General features: G+C 60.4%; 19 protein-coding genes. 12 read left to right on the forward strand and 7 right to left on the reverse strand.

Annotated elements, in window-relative coordinates:
• Positions 1 to 13: 13 nt before the first annotated feature.
• Positions 14 to 1,672 carry an NAD+ synthase gene (locus tag EOK75_RS04765; protein ID WP_137194292.1) on the reverse strand — a complete coding sequence of 553 codons (1,659 nt, stop codon included), beginning with the start codon at positions 1,670 to 1,672 and terminating at the stop codon, positions 14 to 16.
• 156 nt (positions 1,673 to 1,828) lie between these two features.
• On the opposite strand from EOK75_RS04765, the gene EOK75_RS04770 reads away from it, so the two are divergent.
• The 9 genes from EOK75_RS04770 to EOK75_RS04810 all read left to right on the forward strand — a co-directional run bounded on the left by EOK75_RS04770 (position 1,829) and on the right by EOK75_RS04810 (position 13,312).
• On the forward strand, positions 1,829 to 3,280 hold the full coding sequence (locus tag EOK75_RS04770) for an MORN repeat-containing protein (RefSeq protein ID WP_168199149.1): 1,452 nt from the start codon (positions 1,829 to 1,831) through the stop codon (positions 3,278 to 3,280).
• 227 nt (positions 3,281 to 3,507) lie between these two features.
• The gene (locus EOK75_RS04775; protein WP_137192838.1) at positions 3,508 to 5,085 is read left to right on the forward strand and encodes a 2-isopropylmalate synthase; all 1,578 of its coding nucleotides are present in this window, start codon (positions 3,508 to 3,510) and stop codon (positions 5,083 to 5,085) included.
• A 257-nt stretch (positions 5,086 to 5,342) separates the two neighbouring features.
• Positions 5,343 to 6,380: a rod shape-determining protein gene (locus EOK75_RS04780; protein WP_137192839.1), complete on the forward strand. Its 1,038-nt coding sequence runs from the start codon at positions 5,343 to 5,345 to the stop codon at positions 6,378 to 6,380.
• 43 nt (positions 6,381 to 6,423) lie between these two features.
• On the forward strand, positions 6,424 to 7,335 hold the full coding sequence (gene mreC, locus EOK75_RS04785; protein WP_137192840.1) for a rod shape-determining protein MreC: 912 nt from the start codon (positions 6,424 to 6,426) through the stop codon (positions 7,333 to 7,335).
• Position 7,336: 1 nt separating this feature from the next.
• Positions 7,337 to 7,876, forward strand: a complete 540-nt coding sequence (locus tag EOK75_RS04790) for a rod shape-determining protein MreD (protein WP_137192841.1) — start codon at positions 7,337 to 7,339, stop codon at positions 7,874 to 7,876.
• Complete coding sequence (gene mrdA / locus EOK75_RS04795) at positions 7,873 to 9,813, forward strand: penicillin-binding protein 2 (protein WP_137192842.1); 1,941 nt, start codon at positions 7,873 to 7,875, stop codon at positions 9,811 to 9,813. The genes EOK75_RS04790 and mrdA overlap by 4 nt, the downstream gene beginning before the upstream one ends.
• On the forward strand, positions 9,810 to 10,949 hold the full coding sequence (rodA, locus tag EOK75_RS04800) for a rod shape-determining protein RodA (RefSeq protein WP_137192843.1): 1,140 nt from the start codon (positions 9,810 to 9,812) through the stop codon (positions 10,947 to 10,949). The genes mrdA and rodA overlap by 4 nt, the downstream gene beginning before the upstream one ends.
• Before the next feature lie 18 nt (positions 10,950 to 10,967).
• On the forward strand, positions 10,968 to 11,900 hold the full coding sequence (locus tag EOK75_RS04805) for a 2-hydroxyacid dehydrogenase (protein WP_137192844.1): 933 nt from the start codon (positions 10,968 to 10,970) through the stop codon (positions 11,898 to 11,900).
• Positions 11,901 to 12,076: 176 nt separating this feature from the next.
• Positions 12,077 to 13,312 (forward strand): NAD(P)/FAD-dependent oxidoreductase, encoded by a 1,236-nt coding sequence (locus EOK75_RS04810; RefSeq protein WP_137192845.1) that lies wholly within the window; start codon positions 12,077 to 12,079, stop codon positions 13,310 to 13,312.
• Between the two features lie 119 nt (positions 13,313 to 13,431).
• On the opposite strand, the gene EOK75_RS04815 is transcribed toward EOK75_RS04810, so the two are convergent.
• Positions 13,432 to 14,418: a 2-hydroxyacid dehydrogenase gene (locus tag EOK75_RS04815; protein ID WP_137192846.1), complete on the reverse strand. Its 987-nt coding sequence runs from the start codon at positions 14,416 to 14,418 to the stop codon at positions 13,432 to 13,434.
• A gap of 178 nt (positions 14,419 to 14,596) precedes the next feature.
• On the opposite strand from EOK75_RS04815, the gene EOK75_RS04820 reads away from it, so the two are divergent.
• The 3 genes from EOK75_RS04820 (at position 14,597) to EOK75_RS21805 (ending at position 16,309) form a co-directional block, all read left to right on the forward strand.
• On the forward strand, positions 14,597 to 15,055 hold the full coding sequence (locus EOK75_RS04820) for an SH3 domain-containing protein (RefSeq protein WP_240794031.1): 459 nt from the start codon (positions 14,597 to 14,599) through the stop codon (positions 15,053 to 15,055).
• A gap of 41 nt (positions 15,056 to 15,096) precedes the next feature.
• Complete coding sequence (locus EOK75_RS04825) at positions 15,097 to 15,978, forward strand: cation diffusion facilitator family transporter (RefSeq protein WP_420821920.1); 882 nt, start codon at positions 15,097 to 15,099, stop codon at positions 15,976 to 15,978.
• 85 nt (positions 15,979 to 16,063) lie between these two features.
• Positions 16,064 to 16,309: a DUF6455 family protein gene (locus tag EOK75_RS21805; RefSeq protein WP_420821921.1), complete on the forward strand. Its 246-nt coding sequence runs from the start codon at positions 16,064 to 16,066 to the stop codon at positions 16,307 to 16,309.
• Positions 16,310 to 16,357: 48 nt separating this feature from the next.
• Here the strand turns inward: EOK75_RS21805 and EOK75_RS04835 are convergent, their stop codons facing one another.
• From EOK75_RS04835 to EOK75_RS04855, 5 genes are all read right to left on the reverse strand, one after another.
• A complete protein-coding gene (locus tag EOK75_RS04835; protein WP_137192849.1) occupies positions 16,358 to 16,837 on the reverse strand; it encodes an Hsp20 family protein in 480 nt (159 codons plus the stop codon).
• Between the two features lie 138 nt (positions 16,838 to 16,975).
• The gene (locus EOK75_RS04840) at positions 16,976 to 17,800 is read right to left on the reverse strand and encodes a trypsin-like serine peptidase (protein ID WP_137192850.1); all 825 of its coding nucleotides are present in this window, start codon (positions 17,798 to 17,800) and stop codon (positions 16,976 to 16,978) included.
• 73 nt (positions 17,801 to 17,873) lie between these two features.
• On the reverse strand, positions 17,874 to 19,163 hold the full coding sequence (gene glcF / locus EOK75_RS04845) for a glycolate oxidase subunit GlcF (protein ID WP_137192851.1): 1,290 nt from the start codon (positions 19,161 to 19,163) through the stop codon (positions 17,874 to 17,876).
• Between the two features lie 27 nt (positions 19,164 to 19,190).
• Positions 19,191 to 20,303 carry a glycolate oxidase subunit GlcE gene (gene glcE / locus EOK75_RS04850; RefSeq protein ID WP_137192852.1) on the reverse strand — a complete coding sequence of 371 codons (1,113 nt, stop codon included), beginning with the start codon at positions 20,301 to 20,303 and terminating at the stop codon, positions 19,191 to 19,193.
• A 33-nt stretch (positions 20,304 to 20,336) separates the two neighbouring features.
• Positions 20,337 to 21,767, reverse strand: coding sequence for an FAD-linked oxidase C-terminal domain-containing protein (locus EOK75_RS04855; protein ID WP_137192853.1), 1,431 nt, complete (start codon positions 21,765 to 21,767; stop codon positions 20,337 to 20,339).
• Positions 21,768 to 21,820 lie beyond the last annotated feature (53 nt).

The raw sequence follows: 21,820 nt of genomic DNA on the forward strand, positions 1-21,820 counted from the left end.
CCCTGCGTGCCGATCAGCTTCGGTCGCGCCAGCGGTTCACGATCGGATAACGCCGATCAAGCCAGAAGGCGCGGCGGGTCAGGCGGGTGCCGGGGGCGGATTGGAAGCGCTTATACTCTGACAGATAGACCAGACCCTCGACCTTCTCGACCACCGCACGATCAAAACCGGCGGCGACCAGCTCATCAATCGAGACGTCATTATCCACCAGCCCCTCTAGGATTGCATCCAGTACCGGATAGGGCGGCAGGCTGTCGTCGTCCCGCTGATCAGGGCGCAGTTCCGCCGAAGGGGGCTTGTCAATTATACGCGGCGGGATCACCTCTCCGGCCTTGCCCATCATCCAGTCGCGGTGATTGGCATTGCGCCAGCGGCAGGTTTCAAACACGCGGGTCTTGTACATATCCTTGATCGGGTTATAGCCCCCCGCCATATCGCCGTAGATCGTGGAATAGCCCACGGCGACCTCGGATTTATTGCCCGTTGTCAGCAGCATCTCGCCAAATTTATTCGACAGCGCCATCAACAAAACCCCGCGCAGGCGCGACTGGATGTTTTCCTCGGTCAGATCGGCAGGCCGCCCCTCAAACAGCGGGGCCAATGTATCGGTAATCGCATCGCGCCCCTGAGTGATCGGCACAAAGTCATAATGGCAGCCCAAGCGGGTGGCGCAGTCCTTGGCGTCCTCAAGGCTTTCGGCACTGGTGTATTCCGAGGGCAGCATCACACAGCGCACATTCTGCGGGCCGATCGCATCGGCGGCAATCGTGGCGACGATGGCCGAATCAATCCCGCCCGACATCCCCAGAAGCACCCGCTTGAACCCCGACTTGCCCAGATAATCGCGCAAAGACAGGACCATCGCATGATAATCCGCCTCCCATGTGTCGGGTTGCTTGGCCAAGGGGCCCCGCTCGGCGCGCCAGCCCTCCGGCGTTTCCACGAAATCGACATGGGTGATCGCGGTCTCGAACGCGGGCATCTGCACCGCCAGCTTGCCACCGGGGTTCAACACGAAAGACGCGCCGTCAAACACCTGATCATCCTGCCCGCCCACCATATTCAGATAGACCAGCGGCAACCCCGTTTCCACGACGCGGGAAACCATGATGTTTTGCCGCTCGGCCAGCTTTTCACGGAAATAGGGCGAGCCGTTGGGCACCAGCAAAATCTCGGCACCGGTCTCGGCATGGGTTTCCGCGACATCGTGGAACCAGGCATCTTCGCAAATCGGGCTGCCGATACGCAAAGGGCCAACGACATAGGGCCCGCTGACCTCGGCCGAGGAATACAGGCGTTTTTCGTCGAAAACACTGACATTGGGCAGGTGATGCTTTAGCACCCGCGTCGCGATTTTGCCGCCCTGCAAGATGAAATAAGCGTTGTAAAGCCGCCCCGCCTGAAACCACGGCCCCCCGATGCCCAGCGCCGGACCGTCGGCCACATCGTGGGCCAAAGCCTCAATCGCGTTATTTGCATCCTCGATAAAACGGGGGCGCTGCACAAGGTCCTGCACCTGATAGCCGGTGATGAACATTTCCGGCAGGGCGACCATATCGGCACCGGCAGCCTTGCCTGCGGCCCACGCTTCGCGGGCGGCACCGGCATTGGCGGCGATCGCACCGACGGTCGGGTTCAGCTGTGCCAAAGTCAGGCGAAAGCGGTTGGCCATATGCGGCATCCTTTCCTTGTTCGTGCCCAGCATTAGCAGACTGGCGCGCAAGGGAAAGGCCTGTGCGTTTTGCAAACTTGTCATGGCAGGTATCGGCGGGTAGGATTTGCAAAAAGCGGCGGGCTGTTCAGGCCAGCGCAGCGACAAAGGATTATGATGTTGAGCAAAGCAGTTTCGGGATGGGCCAAGGCCGCAACACTAACCGCAGGCCTGCTGGCATGCCCCGCTTGGGCGCAGGATGGCGTGATTGCCAAACAATATGACGATGGCTCACTCTATGAAGGGACGTTCAAGGACGGTCGCCAGCATGGCACCGGCACCTACACCCTGCCCAACGGCTATACCTACACCGGAAACTGGGAAAACGGCGAGATCAGGGGCGAAGGCGTTGCACGCTTTCCCAATGGCTCGGTCTATGAGGGCAGCTTTTGGGCCGGCAAACCCGAAGGGCGCGGCAAGATCACCTATCCCGATGGCGGCACCTATGAAGGCGAATGGCTGGCAGGCAAGATGTCGGGCGAAGGCGTTGCCACCTATGCCGACGGATCCGTCTATACCGGACATTTTGTCAATGCGGTCCATGACGGCAAAGGCGTGCTGGAGGACCCGGAGGGCTACCGCTATGACGGCGATTGGGTGAAGGGCGAAAAGCAGGGCCGCGCCAAGATCACCTATCCCGATGGCACTGTCTATGAGGGCGAGCTGGTCATGGGCCAGCGCGAGGGCGTGGGCACGCTGACCATGCCCGACGGTCTGATCTATGAGGGCGAATGGTCCGGTGGGCAGATCAATGGCACCGGCAAGCTGACGCAACCCAATGGCGACATCTATGAAGGCGACCTCAGCGACGGCCAGCGCCTTGGCAAGGGCCGCGTGACCTATGCCAATAATGATACCTATGAGGGCGCGTTTCTGGCCGACATGCGCCACGGCAAGGGCATCTTTCACGGCCCCGACAATTACGTCTATGAGGGCGAATGGGTTGAGGGCCGGATCGAGGGGAGCGGCACCGTCACCTATCCAAACGGCTCGACCTATACCGGCACCTTCAAGGATGACAAACCCGAGGGCGTGGGCAAGATCACCTATGCCGATGGTGCCACCTATAACGGCGCATGGGTTGGCGGCGTGATTGAGGGCAATGGCCGCGCGACCTATGCCAATGGCCAAATCTATGAGGGCGCCTTTGTAAAGGGGCAGCATCACGGCAAAGGCGTGGTCACCTATCCCAGCGGCTACCGCTATGAGGGCGATTGGGTGATGGGCCAGCGCGAGGGCGAAGGCGTCGCCACCTATGCAGATGGCTCCACCTATACTGGCAGTTTCGTTGCAGGTGAACGGCATGGCAAAGGTACGGTGGAAATGGCCGACGGCTTTACCTACGCCGGGGATTGGAATGCCGGTGAAATCGAAGGCCAAGGCATCGCCACCTATGCCAGCGGTGATGTCTATGAGGGCGCCTTTGTCGATGGCACGCGCCAAGGCCAGGGGGTCTTGCGCTATGCCAATGGTGAAGAGGTTGCAGGCGAATGGACCAATGGCATCCTGACCGCCCCCGCAGTGGCAGAACCCGAAGGCGAGGCGGCTGAAGGGGCGGCCGCGAACTAAGCGCGCTTGGGTCCGGCATTTTTAGGGTTTTCATTCGGAAAAGCTTGGCTATAGTCACCCTATGGCAATGGGACCCATCATATCACATGACACCGCAGCGCGCCGCGCTGCCCTTCCCCATGCGCTGCTTCTCCTTAGCCTCTGCTGAGCGTGCCCTCGGGTGCGACCGCTCAGTTGGAACAGCACCCGAACACCTAGGCTAACGGAACAAATTTGAGAGATTTCTGATGAACGATACAAGCTCGCAACCCCGCGTATTGATTTTTGACACCACATTGCGCGATGGCGAACAAAGCCCCGGCGCAACCATGACCCATGACGAAAAGCTGGAGATTGCGGCGGCGCTGGATGAAATGGGCGTCGATATTATCGAAGCAGGCTTTCCCATCGCCTCCGAGGGGGATTTCGCCGCAGTATCCGAGATTGCCAAACTGGCGCAAACCTCGCAGATTTGCGGGCTGGCACGCGCCAACTACAAGGATATCGACCGCTGCTGGGAGGCGGTAAAACATGCGCGCGCACCGCGTATCCACACGTTCATCGGCACCTCGCCCTTGCACCGCGCCATCCCCAACCTGACCATGGATGAGATGGCCGAGCGAATTTTCGAGACCGTCAGCCACGCCCGCAACCTGTGCGACAACGTGCAATGGTCGCCAATGGATGCCACCCGCACCGAGCATGATTATCTGTGCCGCGTGGTGGAAATCGCGATCAAGGCTGGGGCGACCACGATCAACATCCCCGATACCGTGGGCTATACCGCGCCGCGCGAAAGTGCTGATCTGATCCGCATGCTCTTGGAACGGGTGCCGGGCGCTGCGAATGTGATTTTCGCAACCCATTGCCACAATGACCTTGGCATGGCGACCGCCAACTCCTTGGCTGCGGTTGAGGCGGGCGCGCGTCAGGTGGAATGCACCATCAACGGGCTGGGCGAACGTGCCGGCAATACCGCGCTGGAAGAGGTCGTGATGGCGCTGAAAGTGCGCAACGACATCATGCCTTACCAGACCGCGATCGACACCACCAAGATCATGGCAATCAGCCGCCGCGTCGCCACTGTTTCCGGCTTTGCCGTGCAGTTCAACAAGGCCATCGTTGGCAAAAACGCCTTTGCCCACGAGTCCGGTATCCACCAGGATGGCATGCTGAAAAACCGCGAGACATTCGAGGTGATGCGCCCCGAGGATGTGGGCCTGTCGGGCACCTCGCTGCCTTTGGGAAAGCATTCGGGGCGGGCGGCCTTGCGGGCCAAGCTGAATGATCTTGGTTTTGATATGGCCGACAACCAGTTGAAGGATACCTTCGTCCGGTTCAAGGCGCTGGCAGACCGCAAGAAGGAAGTCTTTGACGATGACCTGATCGCATTGGTCCAAGACAGCGCCGCCACAGCCGCCAATGAAAGCCTTCAGGTCAAACGCCTGCGCGTGGTTTGCGGCACCGATGGCCCGCAAGAGGCAGAACTGACGCTGACAATTGACGGCAAGGATCACAGCATCGATGCCACCGGCGACGGCCCCGTGGATGCGGCCTTCAACGCGGTCAAGATGCTCTATCCGCATAAGGCGCGCTTGCAGCTTTATCAGGTGCAGGCCGTGACCGAAGGCACCGACGCGCAGGCCACAGTCTTTGTCCGGCTGGAAGAAGATGGCATGATCGCAACCGGTCAATCGGCCGATACCGATACGATTGTTGCCTCGGTACGGGCCTATGTGACCGCCCTGAACCGCCTGATCTTGCGGCGTGAAAAGACTGACATGGGCTATGACACCAAGGGTGTCAGCTACAAGGATCAGTCCTGATTCCAGATTTTTTGCCGGGGTGAAAACTTAGCATAAATCGAATATCGGCGGCGCATTCGTGCCGCCGATTTGCCCAAAATCTTCAATAATCGAACCTATCCACAGGATCATCCCCAGCCCGCAGCGACCCGGACTGGCAGGAAGACGCCCATTGCGTAAAGCATAGCCCTTTCCCTTATCCGCCCCCCTCCCTATAAGAAAACGCCTGCCTCAGACATCTGAGTCGCGAGGATTTTACGAATAAGGATTGCTTCAGCATGTGGTTACTCTCGGGTCTTTTCTCATCCGACATGGCGATTGACCTTGGCACCGCGAACACGCTTGTTTACGTGCGCGGCAAAGGTATCGTGCTGAATGAACCCTCGGTCGTGGCTTACCACGTCAAGGACGGCAAGAAGCAGGTTCTGGCGGTGGGCGAAGATGCCAAGCTGATGCTGGGCCGGACCCCCGGCAGCATCGAGGCGATCCGCCCGATGCGCGACGGTGTTATTGCCGATTTCGATTCCGCCGAGGAAATGATCAAACATTTCATCCGCAAGGTGCACAAACGCACAACATTCTCCAAGCCCAAGATCATCGTCTGCGTGCCGCATGGTGCCACGCCGGTGGAAAAACGCGCGATCCGCCAGTCGGTTCTTTCGGCCGGTGCACGCCGCGCGGGCCTGATCGCCGAACCCATCGCCGCAGCCATTGGTGCGGGCATGCCAATCACCGATCCCACCGGCAATATGGTGGTTGATATCGGCGGCGGCACAACCGAAGTTGCGGTGCTGTCCTTGGGTGACATTGTCTATGCGCGCTCTGTCCGTGTTGGGGGCGACAGGATGGATGATGCGATCATCAACTATTTGCGCCGCCATCAAAACCTGCTGATCGGCGAATCCACGGCCGAACGCATCAAGACCAGCATCGGCACCGCGCGGATGCCTGACGACGGGCGCGGCTCGTCAATGACCATCCGTGGGCGCGATCTGCTGAACGGTGTGCCAAAAGAGGCCGAGATCAACCAAGCCCAAGTGGCCGAGGCATTGGCCGAACCGGTCCAGCAAATTTGCGATGCCGTGATGCAGGCGTTGGAAACCACACCGCCCGACCTTGCCGCCGATATCGTTGACCGTGGCGTGATGCTGACGGGTGGCGGCGCACTGCTGGGCGATCTGGATCTGGCGCTGCGCGAACAAACTGGGCTTTCGGTTTCGGTCGCTAACGAACCCTTGAACTGTGTGGCCCTTGGCACTGGCAAGGCGCTGGAATATGAAAAACAACTTCAGCACGTGATCGACTACGATAGCTGATCTTCGGGCCAAGGCGCGGCCCGCCCTTTGAGACGAGGCTTTGGTGGCAAAAAAACGCAGCTCACCGGATGAATACACACGCCCCCTGCGCCGGATTTTGGTGGGGTTGCTGGTGGTTGCGCTGGTGGCATTGTTCACGATCTGGCGCATCGACAGCCCGCGGGTTGAACGCTTTCGCACAGCACTGGTGGACCGGATGGTGCCCAGCTTTGAATGGGCTTTGGTGCCGGTGACCAAGACCTTTGATATGGTTGACAGTTTTCAATCCTACGCCAGCCTTTATGACCAGAACCAAGAGCTGCGCCGCGAATTGCAGCAGATGAAAGCGTGGAAAGAGGCCGCCTTGCAGCTGGAACAAAAAAACGCACGGCTGATGGACCTTAACCAAGTGCGCATGGACCCCAAGCTGACCCATGTTACCGGCGTTGTGATGGCCGATAGCGGCAGCCCGTTTCGCCAATCCGTGCTGCTGAATGTCGGCGCGCGTGACGGGGTGCAGGACGGCTGGGCAACGATGGATGGCATCGGGCTTGTCGGGCGGATTTCGGGCGTGGGGCAGCGCACCGCGCGGGTGATATTGCTGACCGACAGCAACAGCCGTATTCCCGTGACCGCGCAACCTTCGGGGCAACGGGGGCTTTTGTCAGGCGATAACACCGTGCGCCCGCCTTTGGAATTTGTGGAAAAACCTGATCTGGTGCGCCCCGGCGATCAGGTTGTCACCTCGGGCGACGGCGGCGTGTTTCCGGCGGGGCTGTTGGTGGGCAGCGTAGTGCAAGGGGCTGACCGTCGCTTGCGCGTGGCGCTTTCGGCGGATTATGAGCGGCTGGAGTTTCTGCGCGTCCTGCGCAGCCACCCGCAAGAGCGGATCACCGATCCCGGCAATCTGATCGCCATTCCCGTATCCGAGGCCCCTGAGGTGCAAACCGAAGCCCCCCCTGCAGTGGGGCAATAAAATGCGCGAGAGCCAGAAGCACAACGTGTGGATCTATCGCGCTTGCTTTGTGCTGATCGCGCTGGCGCTGCTGTTTTTCCGGCTTTTGCCTTTGGGTAGCGTGGCGGGCAACTGGCCGGGGCCGGATTTGTTGCTTTGCCTGATGCTGGCATGGGTAACGCAACGCCCCGACCATTTGCCCACCATCTTGATCGCGCTGGTGGTGCTGGCCGAGGATATGATCCTAATGCGCCCCCCCGGCCTGTGGACGGTATTGGTGGTTTTGGCGACCGAATTTCTGCGCGCCCGCGCTGCCCTGACACGGGATCTGGGCTTTGTCGCGGAATGGTTACTGATCAGCCTTGTAATGATCGCGATGCTTTTGGCTTACCGCACCGTGTTTGCCGTGGCCTTCATGACGCAGCCGGGATTCGGATTTGCCTTTGCGCAAACCGTCGGCTCTATTTTAATGTACCCTGTGGTCGTGTGGTTGTTGCGGGTGGTGATACACCTGCGCAAACCGCTGGCCGGAGAGGTCGATGCAAAGGGACGCCGGATATGAGACGCTCTGCCCGCGATACCGAAGAAAGTGCGCGCAAAATCACGCGCCGTGGCCTGTTTTTGGGCGGCTCTATGGTGGCGATTGTCGCCGTTTTGGGCGCACGGATGCGGCATATGCAGGTGGACCAAGCTGATGAGTTCCGCCTGCTGGCCGAGGATAACCGTATCTCTATCCGGCTGATCCCGCCTGCGCGCGGGCTGATCCATGACCGCAACGGCAAGCTGATCGCCGGCAATGAGCAAAACTACCGCGTCGTGATCAGCCGCGATGATGCGGGTAATGTCGAAGATGTCCTGAACCGCCTGTCCGGCATCCTGCCCATCGCCCCCGAAGATTTTGAGCGCGCGTTGAAAGAGGCCCGCCGCCGCAGCCCCCTGCCCATTATCGTCGCCGACCGGCTAAAATGGGAAGACGTCTCCAAGGTGGCCATCAACGCGCCTGCCCTGCCCGGCGTCACGCCCGAATTCGGCCTCAGCCGCATTTACCCGCGGGACACCGATTTCGCCCATGTTGTCGGCTATGTCGGCCCCGTCAGCGAAAATGATTTGGCCAAGCTGGAAGAACCGGACCCTTTGCTGCAAACTCCGAAATTCCAGATCGGCAAGATCGGTGTCGAAACCTGGATGGAGGATAATCTGCGCGGCAAGGCCGGCAACCGCCGCGTCGAGGTAAATGCCGTGGGCCGCGTGATGCGAGAGCTTGGCCGCCAAGAAGGCGTTGCCGGATCTGATATCCAGCTGACCATCAATGCCGATGTGCAAAACTATGTGCAGGCCCGCTTGGGCGACGAATCTGCGGCAGCCGTGGTGATGGATGTGCAAAACGGTGACCTTGTGGCGGTTGTCTCTTCGCCCTCGTTCAACCCGAACCTGTTTGTGCGCGGTATTTCGCATAATGATTACAATTCACTGACCGGAAATGATCACCGCCCCTTGGCGAATAAATCGGTTCAGGGCGCCTATCCCCCCGCATCAACCTTCAAGATGGTCACGGCCCTCGCAGCGCTGGAGGCAGGCACCGCCACCGCGGCCACCACTGTCTATTGCCCCGGCCATTATGAGGTCGGGGGCCGCCGCTTTCACTGCTGGCGGCGCGGTGGCCACGGGCATGTAAACTTGGAGCAGGCGCTCACGCAAAGCTGTGACGTCTATTTCTATGAAGTGGCGATGAAGGTCGGAATCGACAAGATGGCCGAAATGGGCCGCAAGCTGGGCCTTGGCATCCGCCATGACATTCCGATGTCGGCCATCACCGAAGGCTTGATGCCAAACAAGGCCTGGAAACGAGAGCGTTACGGCAAAGAGTGGGTGATCGGCGATACGGTCAACGCCTCTATCGGGCAGGGCTATGTGCTGACGTCGCCTTTGCAACTGGCAGTGATGACCGCACGGATCGCTACCGGAACCTCTGTCTCGCCGCGCCTGATCCAAAGCGTGGGGGGCCTTCCCGTGCCAAGCACCCCCGCCGAGAGCCTCGGGTTGAACCCGGCCTTTTTGGCGGCGGTCCAAAACGGGATGTATTTGGTGAGCAACACGCGGCGTGGTACGGCATATTCTTCACGCGTGGATGACAAGGCGCTTCGGATGGCCGGCAAAACCGGCACCAGCCAGGTCCGCAATATCAGTGTGGCAGAGCGTGCACGCGGCGTGATCAACAACGCTGACCTGCCGTGGGATCGCCGCGACCATGCGCTGTTTGTCGGCTTTGCCCCCTATGATGCGCCGCGCTATGCGGTCTCGGTGGTGGTTGAACATGGCGGCGGCGGTTCCAGTGTGGCGGCCCCGATCGGGCGTGACCTTCTGTTGCGCGCCCTAAGCGATGGCATCCCGCCGGCCTCGGCCTATCCCGCGTCACAGCGCAACCGCATTGATACGATGCACCGCAAGCTGTTGCTGCGCGATCCCGACGGCACCCTACCCGAAAGCAGCCGCGCATGAGCTTTCTCGAATACCAGTTAAAGACCGTCCCAACAGGCGCCTCCAAGATACTGCATGTGAACTGGGCGCTGGTGGTCTTGTTAATCGCCGTCGCCTCTGCCGGGTTCTTGATGCTTTATTCCGTCGCTGGCGGCCGGATGGAAGTCTGGGCAGAGCCGCAGATGAAACGCTTCGTTCTGGGGATGGCGGTGATGTTTGCCGTGGGCTTCGTGCCGATCTGGTTCTGGCGCAACATGGCGGGGCTGGCCTATGCGCTCTCGATTGTCTTGCTCTTGGCGGTGGAGTTTTTCGGCTCTGTCGGGATGGGGGCGCAGCGCTGGATCGAGCTGGGTCCACTGCGGTTGCAACCCTCGGAACTGGCCAAAGTGACCTTGGTGATGTTGCTTGCAGCCTATTACGACTGGCTCGATATCCGCAAAACCTCACGCCCGATTTGGGTGCTGATCCCCGTGGCGCTTATTATACTGCCGACGGTTCTGGTCTTGGGGCAGCCCGATCTTGGCACGGCGCTTTTGCTAATGACCGGCGGCGCGGTGGTGATGTTTTGCGCCGGTGTCAGCCTTTATTACTTCGGCGCAGTTGCAAGCTTGCTTGGCGGGGCAATCGCTGCGGTTTTCTATTCGCGGGGGACGGAATGGCAATTGCTGAAGAATTACCAATATCGGCGGATCGACACCTTCCTTGACCCGTCAAGCGACCCCTTGGGCGCGGGATATCACATCACCCAAGCCAAGATTGCGCTGGGATCGGGCGGTTGGGCCGGTCGCGGCTTTATGCAAGGCACACAAAGCCGGTTGAACTTCCTGCCCGAAAAGCACACCGATTTCATCTTTACCACCTTGGCCGAGGAATTCGGCTTTGTCGGCGCGTTTTCCCTGCTGGTCCTTTATACGCTGGTGCTGGCATTTTGTATTTCCAGTGCGCTGCAAAACAAGGACCGTTTCGCCAGTCTGGTCACGCTTGGCATCGCCGCGACCTTCTTTTTCTACTTTTCTGTCAATATGTTGATGGTGATGGGGCTGGCACCTGTTGTGGGTGTGCCTTTGCCGCTTGTATCTTATGGCGGATCGTCGATGCTGGTGCTGCTGGCCGCCTTCGGGCTGGTGCAAAGCGCGCATATTCATCGCCCCCGTTAACCTCGCAAAGGAACTTCTATGACCACCATCTATTTTGCCGCAGGTGCGCCGCGTTGGACACGTTTTGAGGCCCCCTTGCGCAGCGCCCTGCAAGATGCCGGGATCGAGGCCGATCTGTCACCCCAATGCGCCGATCCTTCGCTGGTGGATTACATCATCTACGCCCCCGATAGCGAGGTTCAGGATTTCACCCCCTTCACCCGCTGCAAGGCTGTCTTGAACCTTTGGGCAGGCGTGGAAAGGATCGTTGGCAACCCCACCCTGACCCAGCCGCTGTGCCGAATGGTGGACCCTTCCCTGACGGCAGGAATGGAGGAATGGGTGCTGGGCCATGCCCTGCGCCACCATCTGGGGATGGACCGGCACATCCAGAACCCGGACCGCGCCTGGGATCCGACCCCCCCTCCGCTGGCGGCAGAGCGTCCCGTGACCATTCTGGGCCTTGGTGCTTTGGGACAGGCCTGCGCGCGGGCCCTTCAAGGCGTGGGTTTCCCCGTCAAGGGCTGGAGCAGAACCCAAAAGGACCTGCCCGACATTGCCAGCCACCACGGCGACGAAGGCTTGAAAGCTGCACTGACAGGGGCAGAGATTGTGGTGCTCCTGCTGCCCAAAACGGCCGCCACCGAGAATATTCTCAACGCTGAAACGCTGGCGCTTCTTGCCCCCGGCGCCGCCCTCCTCAACCCCGGTCGCGGACATCTGATCGATGATACAGCCCTCTTGGCGGCATTGGACAGCGGCACGGTCGGCCATGCGACGCTGGATGTGTTTCGGGTCGAACCCCTCCCGCAAGATCACCCCTTCTGGGCCCACCCCCAAGTCACCGTCACCCCCCATATCGCCGCAGAGACCCGCCCAAAATCCGCAGCAAAAGTGGTTGTGGAAAACATCCGCCGCGGCCAAGCGGGAATGCCCTTCCTGCATCTGGTGGACCCGACCCACGGCTATTAAAGGCGATGCGATTCGAGTTAATGTATTTGTTTAAAAACTAATGGCAAGATCTTGTTAAATAATCAAAATAAATCCATCAAACCACACTAAGGCGTGCGAAATGCTTGACATCTTCAAAAAACTGGCCTCGATGGGTACAAGCGCGCCCATCGAGGCACCGCACGCTTGGGGGCCCTATGCAGAATACTGAAATCGCCATTGTCGGGGCGGGCGTCATCGGCCTTGCCATTGCCCATCGCCTTGCCCAAGACGGGCATGAAGTTGTGGTGATCGACCCCGCCGCGCCCGGCTCCGGGGCCTCTTATGGCAATGCCGGAACGATTGCCGATTACGCGATCCAGCCGGTTGGCACGCCCGATGTGCTGCGCTCGCTACCCTCGTTGTTGTTTGATCGCAACTCGCCGCTATCCATCCGCCATGCCGCCCTGCCCAGCCTCGCGCCGTGGCTCTTGCGGTTTGCCCGCCAATCCCTGCCTGCCGCTGCGAAGCGCAATGCAACCGCGATCGCTGCGCTGATGGCAAAGGCCCTGCCGCAGTGGGATGCCCTCTCGGCGCAAATCGGCGGTGAAGATCTGATGCAACGCCGCGGCTGCCTTTACATCTACGAAACCAAATCCGGCTTTCAGGGCGCGCAAAACGATCTGGCCTTTCGCAAGACATTGGGCGTGTCGGTTGAAATGCTCAGCCCCGAGGAATTATCGGTGATGGAGCCGGGCTTGCCCATGATGCCCGGCGGTGCTGCCTATTTCCCTAATGCGGTATTTATGGCCGATCCGGGTGAAATGGTCCAACGCCTGTACCGCGCCGCGAAATCCGTCGGGGTGACCTTCCTATCGGCGCGGGCAGATGCGCTCAAACGCGAAAACGGCGGCGTTCAAATCACCGGGCCGGGGCTAGCCCTACAGGCCCGGCGCGTCGTGATCGCTGCGGGCGCACATTCCCGCGCCTTGGCCCGCGCCGCTGGCGATCAGGTGCCGCTGGATACCGAGCGTGGCTACCATGTCGAATGGGACATGGCACAACCCCGCCTGTCGCGCCCAAGCTGCCCGGCCTCTCGCGGGTTCTACCTTTGCCCGATGTCCGGTCGTTTGCGCGTCACCGGCACGGTAGAGCTGGGCGGCCTGACCGCCCCGCCATCCCCCCACCGGATCGCAAAACTGGTTGAGGGCGCGCGCGCCTTCTTTCCCGACCTCGGGCCGCCGGACAGGGAATGGATGGGGTTTCGCCCCTCCATGCCCGACAGCCTGCCCGTGATCGGCCCAAGCCGCAGCGGGCCAGAGATCATCCACGCCTACGGCCACGGCCATGTCGGCCTGACACTGGCCCCCGGCACAGCAGAGCTTGTCGCGGATCTGATCGCCGGACGCACGCCCGGCCCCGAGATTGCCGCCTGCCTACCAACCCGATTCTAACCCAAAACGGCCCGCCATCAGCCAAAGCGCCCACCGCGAAACAGCCCGTTAGGGCGTATTTCGCGGCCCGGCCCAACATTGAGGCGACGCGGCAGCGTCAACGAATGGCGGGAGATCCCCTATAGCATTCCGGGCACGACCTGATCCGGTGGGCGGTGCCCATCGGCAAAGGTCTTGATGTTGATGATAACTTTCTCGCCCATCTCGGCGCGGCCCTCAACCGTGGCCGACCCCATATGCGGCAGCATCACCACATTGGTCAGCTCTCGCAGGCGGGGGTTAATCTCATGCCCATGCTCGAACACATCAAGGCCCGCGCCGGCAATCTCACCCGCACGAAGGCCGCGCGTCAGCGCATTTTCGTCAATCACCTCCCCGCGTGAGGTGTTTACGATCACCGCGGTAGGTTTCAGCAGTTTCAAACGCCGCGCATTCATCAAATGAAAGGTCGAGGGCGTATGCGGGCAGTTAATAGAAATAATATCCATCCGGCTGACCATCTGGTCCAGGCTTTCCCAATAGGTCGCATCCAGATCAGCCTCGATCTCGGGGCGCAGGCGTTTGCGGTTGTGATAATGGATCTGCATACCAAAGGCCGAAGCACGCCGTGCAACCGCCTGCCCGATCCGCCCCATCCCCAAAATCCCGAGGCGCCGCCCGCCAATACGCCCGCCCAGATGCGCCATCGGGGACCAGCCCTCCCACCGACCGGCCTGCATTTCGGCCAGGCCTTCGGGGATCTTACGGGTCACGGACAGAATAAGCGCCAGTGTCATATCGGCGGTATCATCGGTGACAACACCCGGGGTGTTGGAAACCAAAATCCCGCGCTGACGGGCGCTGGTCACATCGATATGGTCAATCCCCGCACCGTAATTTGCGATCAGCTTCAGCTTCTCACCGGCTTGCGCCAACAGGTTGGCGTCGATCTGATCCGTCACACAGGGCACAAGCACATCGGCACGCCGCATTGCAGCCCCCAACTCCTCGCGGGTCATCCGGGTATCGGGATCACGCAGTTCCACATCAAAGAGCTCCTTCATACGGGTCTCGACCGTTTCCGGCAAACGACGTGTTACAACGACACTCAAGCGTGGTGCAGTCATGAAAAACCCCCGATTCACTTTCAAATCATCTCTGTTCCTGTCAAAGTGACGCCAAGCGGGGCGAGGCACAAGCCCCCGATCGGCAACTTGAGGCAACAAAGACAGCGACGGGCAAGACAGGCGGATGAAAATGCGGGTTATAGCTAGAATTTTGGCAACAGCTTTGGGCATTGCCCTTATGGCGCCTGTGGGCATTGCACAGGAACAAGGGCGCGGTGCGGTGACAAATCTGCCGCTGCCGCGCTATGTCTCTCTTAAAACCAACGAGGGGAATGCGCGGCGCGGCCCCGGATTGACTCATCGGATCGATTGGGTGTTCAGCCGGGCCGGCATGCCGCTGCGAGTTACGGCGGAATACGAAAACTGGCGTCGGGTCGAGGATGCAGAGGGCGTCGGTGGCTGGGTACACTATGCCTTGATCTCTGGCACCCGCACGGCGTTGATCACAGAGCCGCTGCTGGACTTGCGCGCCACCCCTCGCCTAGATGCTACCGTGGTGCTACGCGCCGAGGCAGGCGTGATTGCGCGCTTGCAGGAATGTCGTCCGGACTGGTGCCGCCTAAGCATTGATGGCACGTCCGGCTGGGCAATGAAAACCGCCCTTTGGGGGGTAGACCCTGCCGAGAGCTTTGATTAAGCGGCCATTAGGCTAGCCCCACGCAAAGGGAAGACGCGAAGATGACCATGCCGGAAGCCACCAGAATGAACCTTTCGGCGGGGGTGGCCTCGGTCATCGTGGCGGGGCTTTTGGTTGTGCTCAAGCTTTGGGCCTTGGGGGAAACCGGCGCGCTTTCGGTTGCGGCCTCTTTGGCCGATAGTGCGATGGATCTGATGGTCAGCCTTGGCGCGATCGCCGCCATCTTCTATGCTGCCCGCCCCCCGGATGAGGACCATGTTTTCGGCCACAGCTCTGCCGAGGATCTGGCAGCCCTTGGGCAGTCACTGTTTATCCTGATCTCGGCGGGGGCGATCACATGGGCCGCCCTGCGCCGCATTATCCTTGCCCAGCCTGAACGCTTGACGGCCGAAGGTTCGGGCATCATCGCGATGGTGATATCCGTCTTGCTGACATTGGCGCTGATTGGCTGGCAAACGCGTGTGGCGCGGATCACCGGCAATAAAGTCATCAAGGCGGACCGGTTGCATTATCTGGGGGATTTGCTGCCCAACCTCGGGGCCATCGCCTCTCTCTGGGCCTCCAGCCGGTTCGGGTTGATCCAGATCGACAGCATCATGGCGCTGGCGGCGGCGGGCATGCTGGCCTTAGGTGCGCTGAAAATTGGGCGGGCGGCTTGGGATGCGCTGATGGACCGCACCGCCGATCCCGAGGTGGTTGAGGGCATCGCCACCCTTGCGCGCAACTGGCCGGGCGTGGAGGGCTTTCACGACCTGAAAACCCGCATGTCGGGCAGCAAGGTCTTCGTCCACCTTCATATCGAGCTGGACGGCGATCTTTCTTTGCGCGCGGCACATGAGATCGGGGCCGGTCTGCGCCGAACGATCCTGTTGGCCTATCCGCAAACGGATGTAATCATCCATAAGGATGTCGCGGATCGATAAAACCTTCAATACTTGCCCGCTCGGTACTTACAAAGTGTTAACCCTGCCCTGTGATAATTAATCTGAATAACAGGGATCGATGGACATGACGTCGCAGCTTTTTCAACTTGCGCACCGCATGGGGTTTGACTTTGACCTACTTGCAAAACGTGGCCTTGTGCCTAAAAAAACCAACCTGCAAATGCAGGCAAAATGCCAAAGCTGCCTTGGGCGCGAAATGTGCCAAAGAATGCTGGATGCAAACAAAGATCATCTCGATGCGCCCCCCACCTATTGCCCCAACAACCAAATTCTGAGTTTCCTGAAAAGAGCGTTGCCCCAGAAGAAATAACCCATTTGGCTGGGGGCGCACCCCTTTTCGGGATGCGCCAGTCAGGTCTTAGGCTTCAACCGTTTCGGGGTGGTTGGAGATTAGCGGATTGCCCGGACGGGCGGTTCCACGCTCAATCTCGATCCGGCGGGGTTTTAGCGCCTCCGGCACTTCGCGCACCAATTCAATGTGCAGCATACCGTGCTCATGCAGCGCCGCCGTCACGCGCATGTGATCGGCCAGCGCAAAGCGGCGCTCAAAGGCGCGGGTGGCGATGCCGCGGTGCAAGAAGTGGCGCTGCGTCTCATCATCGGCACGGCGCGCGGCGATCACCAGCGTGGCTTCTTTCACTTCCACCGTCAGCTCTTCGGGGGTGAAACCCGCCACGGCCACAGAAATGCGATAGGCATTTTCATCCGTTTTTTCAATGTTATAGGGTGGATAGCTGGGCTGGTTGACATCAGTGGTCAACACCCGGTCCATCATATCGGCGATCCGGTCAAAGCCGACAGTTGCACGGTAAAGCGGTGCTAGGTCAAAAGTTCGCATATCATCCTCCGTAAAGCGATGTTTGATCGGCCCTCCGGTCGGGCCGGGCCGCAGTTTCAACAAGTCAGGCCCGTTGTGGCACCCGACCCATTAAATCTGGGAAGCCTCTTGCAGGATTTCAAGACTGCGCAGGCCCGCTTACGGCTTGATGAATTTTGCCGAATTGCCGGCACCCGCCTCTATCGTGCGCAGGGCGGGGTCCGCCTTTTGGAAATGGGTGTCCTCGGCGGCAAGTGAGGCCCGCAGGGTTTGCAGCGGCCCTTGCAATATCGTGCCGAGCGCCACGTCTTGCCCACCAAAATCGGCCTTGGACGACACCACCGAAACAACCCGCGCCACCCCTTCGCGAATCGAAAAGATCGGCGCGCCCGAAGAACCAAAATCAACCGAGCAGGACAGGACCAGAAGCGCGGCCTCGCGGTTAAGCACATGGCACAGCTCTTGCAGGCTGGGCGCCTCGGCACGGTCTTTGGCATAGGACACCACGCCAACCTCTGCGCCCTCAACAGGCAGGAAATCGGTTTCAAACGGGTGGATAGAGGGCAGGCGGATCGGGCGATCCAGCTCCAGCAACGCAAGGTCAAAGGACACGCGGGTCAGCTTGTCGCCGCCGCCATAGATATATTGCGGGTGGGTCACCGTCCGCTTGATCCGGCGATAGGCCGCGGCGCGACCATTGCGCCATCCCGCCAGAAACTCGATCTCATCCGCATCAATCCGCGCACCGGTTGTGCTGTCAAACAGGCAATGCGCCGCCGTCAGCACAAGGTTCGGCCCGATCAGGGCGCCGGTGCAAAAGCTGCTTTGCCCCATGTTCAAGCGGCCCACAGCATCCCAGCCCCGGCTTTCATCGCCGGTATCAAGTCGACGCAGGTCCGATTCCTCGGCCATGGCCCCGCTGCATACGCCCAAGGCAAGCGTCAGCCCGAGGGCGGCGCGCAAAAGGATGGGTAGAACAGGCATGAGACCTCCCGGGTATCGCTGCGATTGCGATACAGGTGATTTTAGGCAGCTTTATGGCATTGCGCCAGCACTATTAACTTTTGTTAACAGAAGCCGGTTTCGGCCCCCCCGTCGCCCAATCGAGCAGCTCTACCGTATGCACCATCGGGATCTCCGTCCCCGAGCCGATCTGCATCATGCAGCCGATGTTCCCCGCCGCGATGATATCGGGGGTTTTCGCCTCCAACGTCTTCACCTTGCGCGCCTTGAGCTGTTGGCTGATCTCGGGTTGAAGCAGATTATAGGTCCCCGCCGAGCCGCAACATAGATGGCTGTCGGCAGGTTCCACCACCTCAAATCCTACCCGTTTGAGCAGGTCTTTGGGATAGGTCTTGATCTGCTGGCCATGTTGCAGGCTGCAGGCCGCATGATAGGCCACCTTGATACCCTTATCCGCCCCTTCGGGCAGGCCGATCTTGACCAAAAGTTCGGAAATATCCATCGTAAGGCCTGAGACCTCGGCCGCATCTGCCGCCAGCGGGTCATTGCGAAACATATGGCCGTAATCCTTGACGGTCGTCCCGCAGCCCGAGGTGTTGATGACCACCGCATCAAGCCCCCCTGCCCGTTTCTCGGCCATCCACGCCTTGATATTGGCCGCAGCCGAGGCATGGGATTGATCGGCCTTGCCCATATGATGCGTCAGCGCCCCGCAACAGCCCATCCCCTTGGCCACCACCACCTCACAGCCCAAACGCCGCAAAATGCGGATCGTGGCGTCATTGATATCGGTATTCAGCGCCTTTTGCGCACAGCCGGTCATCAAGGCCACACGGTACTTGCGCTCTCCCATCGGGGCAAAGCTTTGCGGATCATCATTACGGCTGACCGGAGGGATGGTTTTGGGCGCCATCTCCAGCATCGCGCGCAGCCGGGCATCGGGCATCAAAAACGCAAAAGGCCGCCCGATTTTCGCGCCCAAAAGCGCCAGCCGGAACCGCTTTGGATACGGGATAATTTGCGCCAGCGTCCAGCGCAGCATCCGGTCCATCAGCGGGCGTTTATAGGTTTTTTCAATGTATTCCCGCGCGTTATCCACCAAATGCATGTAATGCACACCGCTTGGGCAGGTGGTCATACAGGCAAGGCAGGACAGGCAGCGATCAATGTGCTTGACGGTCTTTTCATCTGCAGGCCGCCCGTTTTCCAGCATGTCCTTGATCAGGTAAATCCGGCCGCGCGGGCTGTCGGCCTCATCGCCCAACACCTGATAGGTGGGACAGGTCGCGGTGCAAAAACCGCAATGCACACAGGCGCGCAAAATCTCGTTGCTGCGCGCGATTGCGGGATCTTTGAGCTGTTCTGGCGTGAAACTGGTTTGCATCTTCTTCTCCGCAATTGCGCTTTGGGATCAGCCCATCAAGCCGGGGTTCAACAGGCCGCGCGGATCAAATCGGGCGCGCAATCCGGCCGCCAGAACGGCAAGCTCGGGTGGTTCCGGCTGAAAGGCCGGCACCTGGGCATAGGTTTCATCCGATGCGCGCACCAAGGTTGCATGCCCGCCGATCTGCGCCACAAGCCCGCGCAATTGGCCTGCCATCACATCGCCCTCTTCGGAGACCAGCGCCCAGATCAATCCACCGCCCCAATCACAAACCGTATCCGTGCCGACCAGTGCCAGCACCTTTGGTATATCTGACGGCTTAACCGAGATACGCCACACCGCCCCCGCCGGCCCGGCCAAGGGCTTTACATCCCGCAATTCGGCCCAAAGCGCGGCACTCTGCGCCGCCTCTGCGACATCCCAGCCCGCACCAAGCAGCTTGGCCAAGGCCGAGGTCCGATAGGCGACCGAGCCTGCCATCCCTTCGATCCGCAAACGTAGCTGCCCCGCGACATAGCCCGCACCCGTCACCTCAAAGGGCGATCCCAGCGCCGCGGCCATCGCCTGCACGGCCTGCTCCGGCGTCAGGTCTGATTTGACCAGCGTGGCCTCCACCTCGGGGCGCGGCAGTACCTTGAAGGCGACTTCGGTCAAAACCCCAAGCGTGCCATGCGCCCCCGCCATCAGCTTGACCAGATCATAGCCGGTGACATTTTTCATCACCCGCCCGCCGTTTTTCAACACCGTACCGGCCCCATCGACAAAGCGCACGCCGATCAAGCTGTCGCGGCAAGCCCCCGCCTGAATGCGCCGCGGACCAGAGGCGTTGGCCGCAACCACACCGCCAATCGTCGAAGCCCCCTGACGCCCCAAAAGCCCGCGCAGATCCGGCACCTCAAAGGGCAGGCGTTGCCCCTCAGCGGCCAAGGCCGATTCAACCTCGGCCAGCGGGGTGCCCGCACCCGCGACAATGGTCAAGGCCCCCGGCTCATACAGTGAAATCCCCGACAGCCCGCCGGTTTCCAGCAACTCACCTTTGCGCTGTGGCCCAAGCGCGCGCGTGCCGCCCCCGAGAATGCGCAAAGGGCCTGTCGTCGCGCGGATCATCTGCGCCAGTTCCAACTCATCAGCAGGTTTCATGGCCTTGCACCTTTCATAATGGGGAACCCAAAATCATCCACGCCGGGACGCCGTGACATCAAGCGGAAACACCTTGGCGGCATTCAAAAGCCATTTCGGATCAAACACATCCTTGACCCAAAGCTGCGCCTCCATATCCTCGGGGGCGAATTGCACCTTCATCAAATCGCGTTTTTCAATCCCCACGCCATGCTCGCCCGTCAGGCAACCGCCAACTTCGACGCAAAGCTTTAGGATATCGGCGCCAAAGGCCTCGCATTTTTCCAGCTCACCGGGTTTATTGGCGTTATAGAGGATCAGCGGATGCATATTCCCGTCGCCCGCATGGAAAACATTGCCCACACCCAGCCCGTATTCCTTGCTCATCTCGCCAATCCGGCGCAGCACGTAGGGCAGGCTTGAAACGGGGATGGTGCCATCAAGGCACATGTAATCATTGATCTGCCCCATCGCGCCAAAGGCAGATTTGCGGCCCAGCCAGATGCGCTTGGCTTGATCCTCATCGGCGGCGCGGCGCAATTCCACGGGGTTATGGCGATTGGCGATCTCGATGATCAGGGCAAGCTGCTCGTCGATCTCTTGCTTTGATCCCTCGACCTCGATGATCAGCAGCGCCTCGCACATCGGATAGCCCGCCTTGGCAAAGGCCTCGGTCGCCTCGATGCAGGGGCGGTCCATGAATTCGATCGCCACCGGCAAGACACCGGCCTTGATGATGTCGGAAACACATTCCCCTGCGACCTCGTTGTTATCGAACCCGATCAAGACCGGAAGCGCGCCTTCGGGCTTGGGCAGGATGCGCAAAGTGGCCTCGGTCACAACGCCAAGCTGGCCCTCGGACCCGCAGATCACCCCCAACAGGTCCAGCCCGCCCGCATCCAGATGTGCGCCGCCGATGTTCAGCACGGTGCCGTCCATCTGCACCATCGTCACGCCCAACAGGTTGTTCGTCGTCACCCCGTATTTCAGACAATGCGCCCCGCCGGAATTCATCGCGATATTGCCCGCAATCGCGCAGGCAAGCTGGCTGGAGGGGTCGGGGGCATAGAAAAACCCGTCCTCCTCAACCGCGCCGGTCACCGAAAGGTTGGTCCGCCCCGTTTGCACGCGGATAAAGCGGTTGGCGTAATCGGTTTCCAGCACCTCGGTCATGCGGGCCACGCCGACGATCACGCAATCGCCCGTGGGCAGCGCCCCGCCCGCAAGGCTGGTGCCAGCTCCGCGTGGCACCACAGGCACCCCCATCTGGTGGCAAATGCGCAAAACAGCCGCGACTTCGGCAGTGGAGCGCGGCAGAACGGCGGCAAGCGGCGGGCAGCGATAGGCCGTCAGCGCGTCACATTCATAGGCGCGTACCTCGACATCATCAAAGATCACAGCATCGGCAGGCAGCACCTCTTGCAAGGCGGCCACAATCGCGGGTTTGCGCGCCACGATGGCGGCATTACTCTTTGGCATTTCCATAGCGCGCCCCTTATTGCCTCATTTGGTAAAGTTATATAACCAATTCCGCCCTC

Origin of the sequence: Pseudorhodobacter turbinis, from assembly GCF_005234135.1 — a bacterium.
GTDB classification, from domain to species: domain Bacteria; phylum Pseudomonadota; class Alphaproteobacteria; order Rhodobacterales; family Rhodobacteraceae; genus Pseudorhodobacter; species Pseudorhodobacter turbinis.

Coding starts and splice junctions, on each gene's coding strand:
- EOK75_RS04815 (WP_137192846.1), bottom strand. CDS start 14,418: ATGACTGCACCACGCTTGAGTGTCGTTGTAACACGTCGTTTGCCGGAA.
- EOK75_RS04765 (WP_137194292.1), bottom strand. CDS start 1,672: ATGGCCAACCGCTTTCGCCTGACTTTGGCACAGCTGAACCCGACCGTC.
- glcF (WP_137192851.1), bottom strand. CDS start 19,163: ATGCAAACCAGTTTCACGCCAGAACAGCTCAAAGATCCCGCAATCGCG.
- EOK75_RS04770 (WP_168199149.1), top strand. CDS start 1,829: ATGTTGAGCAAAGCAGTTTCGGGATGGGCCAAGGCCGCAACACTAACC.
- EOK75_RS21805 (WP_420821921.1), top strand. CDS start 16,064: ATGACGTCGCAGCTTTTTCAACTTGCGCACCGCATGGGGTTTGACTTT.
- EOK75_RS04805 (WP_137192844.1), top strand. CDS start 10,968: ATGACCACCATCTATTTTGCCGCAGGTGCGCCGCGTTGGACACGTTTT.
- EOK75_RS04825 (WP_420821920.1), top strand. CDS start 15,097: ATGACCATGCCGGAAGCCACCAGAATGAACCTTTCGGCGGGGGTGGCC.
- EOK75_RS04775 (WP_137192838.1), top strand. CDS start 3,508: ATGAACGATACAAGCTCGCAACCCCGCGTATTGATTTTTGACACCACA.
- EOK75_RS04780 (WP_137192839.1), top strand. CDS start 5,343: ATGTGGTTACTCTCGGGTCTTTTCTCATCCGACATGGCGATTGACCTT.
- glcE (WP_137192852.1), bottom strand. CDS start 20,303: ATGAAACCTGCTGATGAGTTGGAACTGGCGCAGATGATCCGCGCGACG.
- rodA (WP_137192843.1), top strand. CDS start 9,810: ATGAGCTTTCTCGAATACCAGTTAAAGACCGTCCCAACAGGCGCCTCC.
- EOK75_RS04820 (WP_240794031.1), top strand. CDS start 14,597: ATGGCGCCTGTGGGCATTGCACAGGAACAAGGGCGCGGTGCGGTGACA.
- EOK75_RS04835 (WP_137192849.1), bottom strand. CDS start 16,837: ATGCGAACTTTTGACCTAGCACCGCTTTACCGTGCAACTGTCGGCTTT.
- EOK75_RS04840 (WP_137192850.1), bottom strand. CDS start 17,800: ATGCCTGTTCTACCCATCCTTTTGCGCGCCGCCCTCGGGCTGACGCTT.
- EOK75_RS04855 (WP_137192853.1), bottom strand. CDS start 21,767: ATGGAAATGCCAAAGAGTAATGCCGCCATCGTGGCGCGCAAACCCGCG.
- EOK75_RS04810 (WP_137192845.1), top strand. CDS start 12,077: ATGCAGAATACTGAAATCGCCATTGTCGGGGCGGGCGTCATCGGCCTT.
- mrdA (WP_137192842.1), top strand. CDS start 7,873: ATGAGACGCTCTGCCCGCGATACCGAAGAAAGTGCGCGCAAAATCACG.
- EOK75_RS04790 (WP_137192841.1), top strand. CDS start 7,337: ATGCGCGAGAGCCAGAAGCACAACGTGTGGATCTATCGCGCTTGCTTT.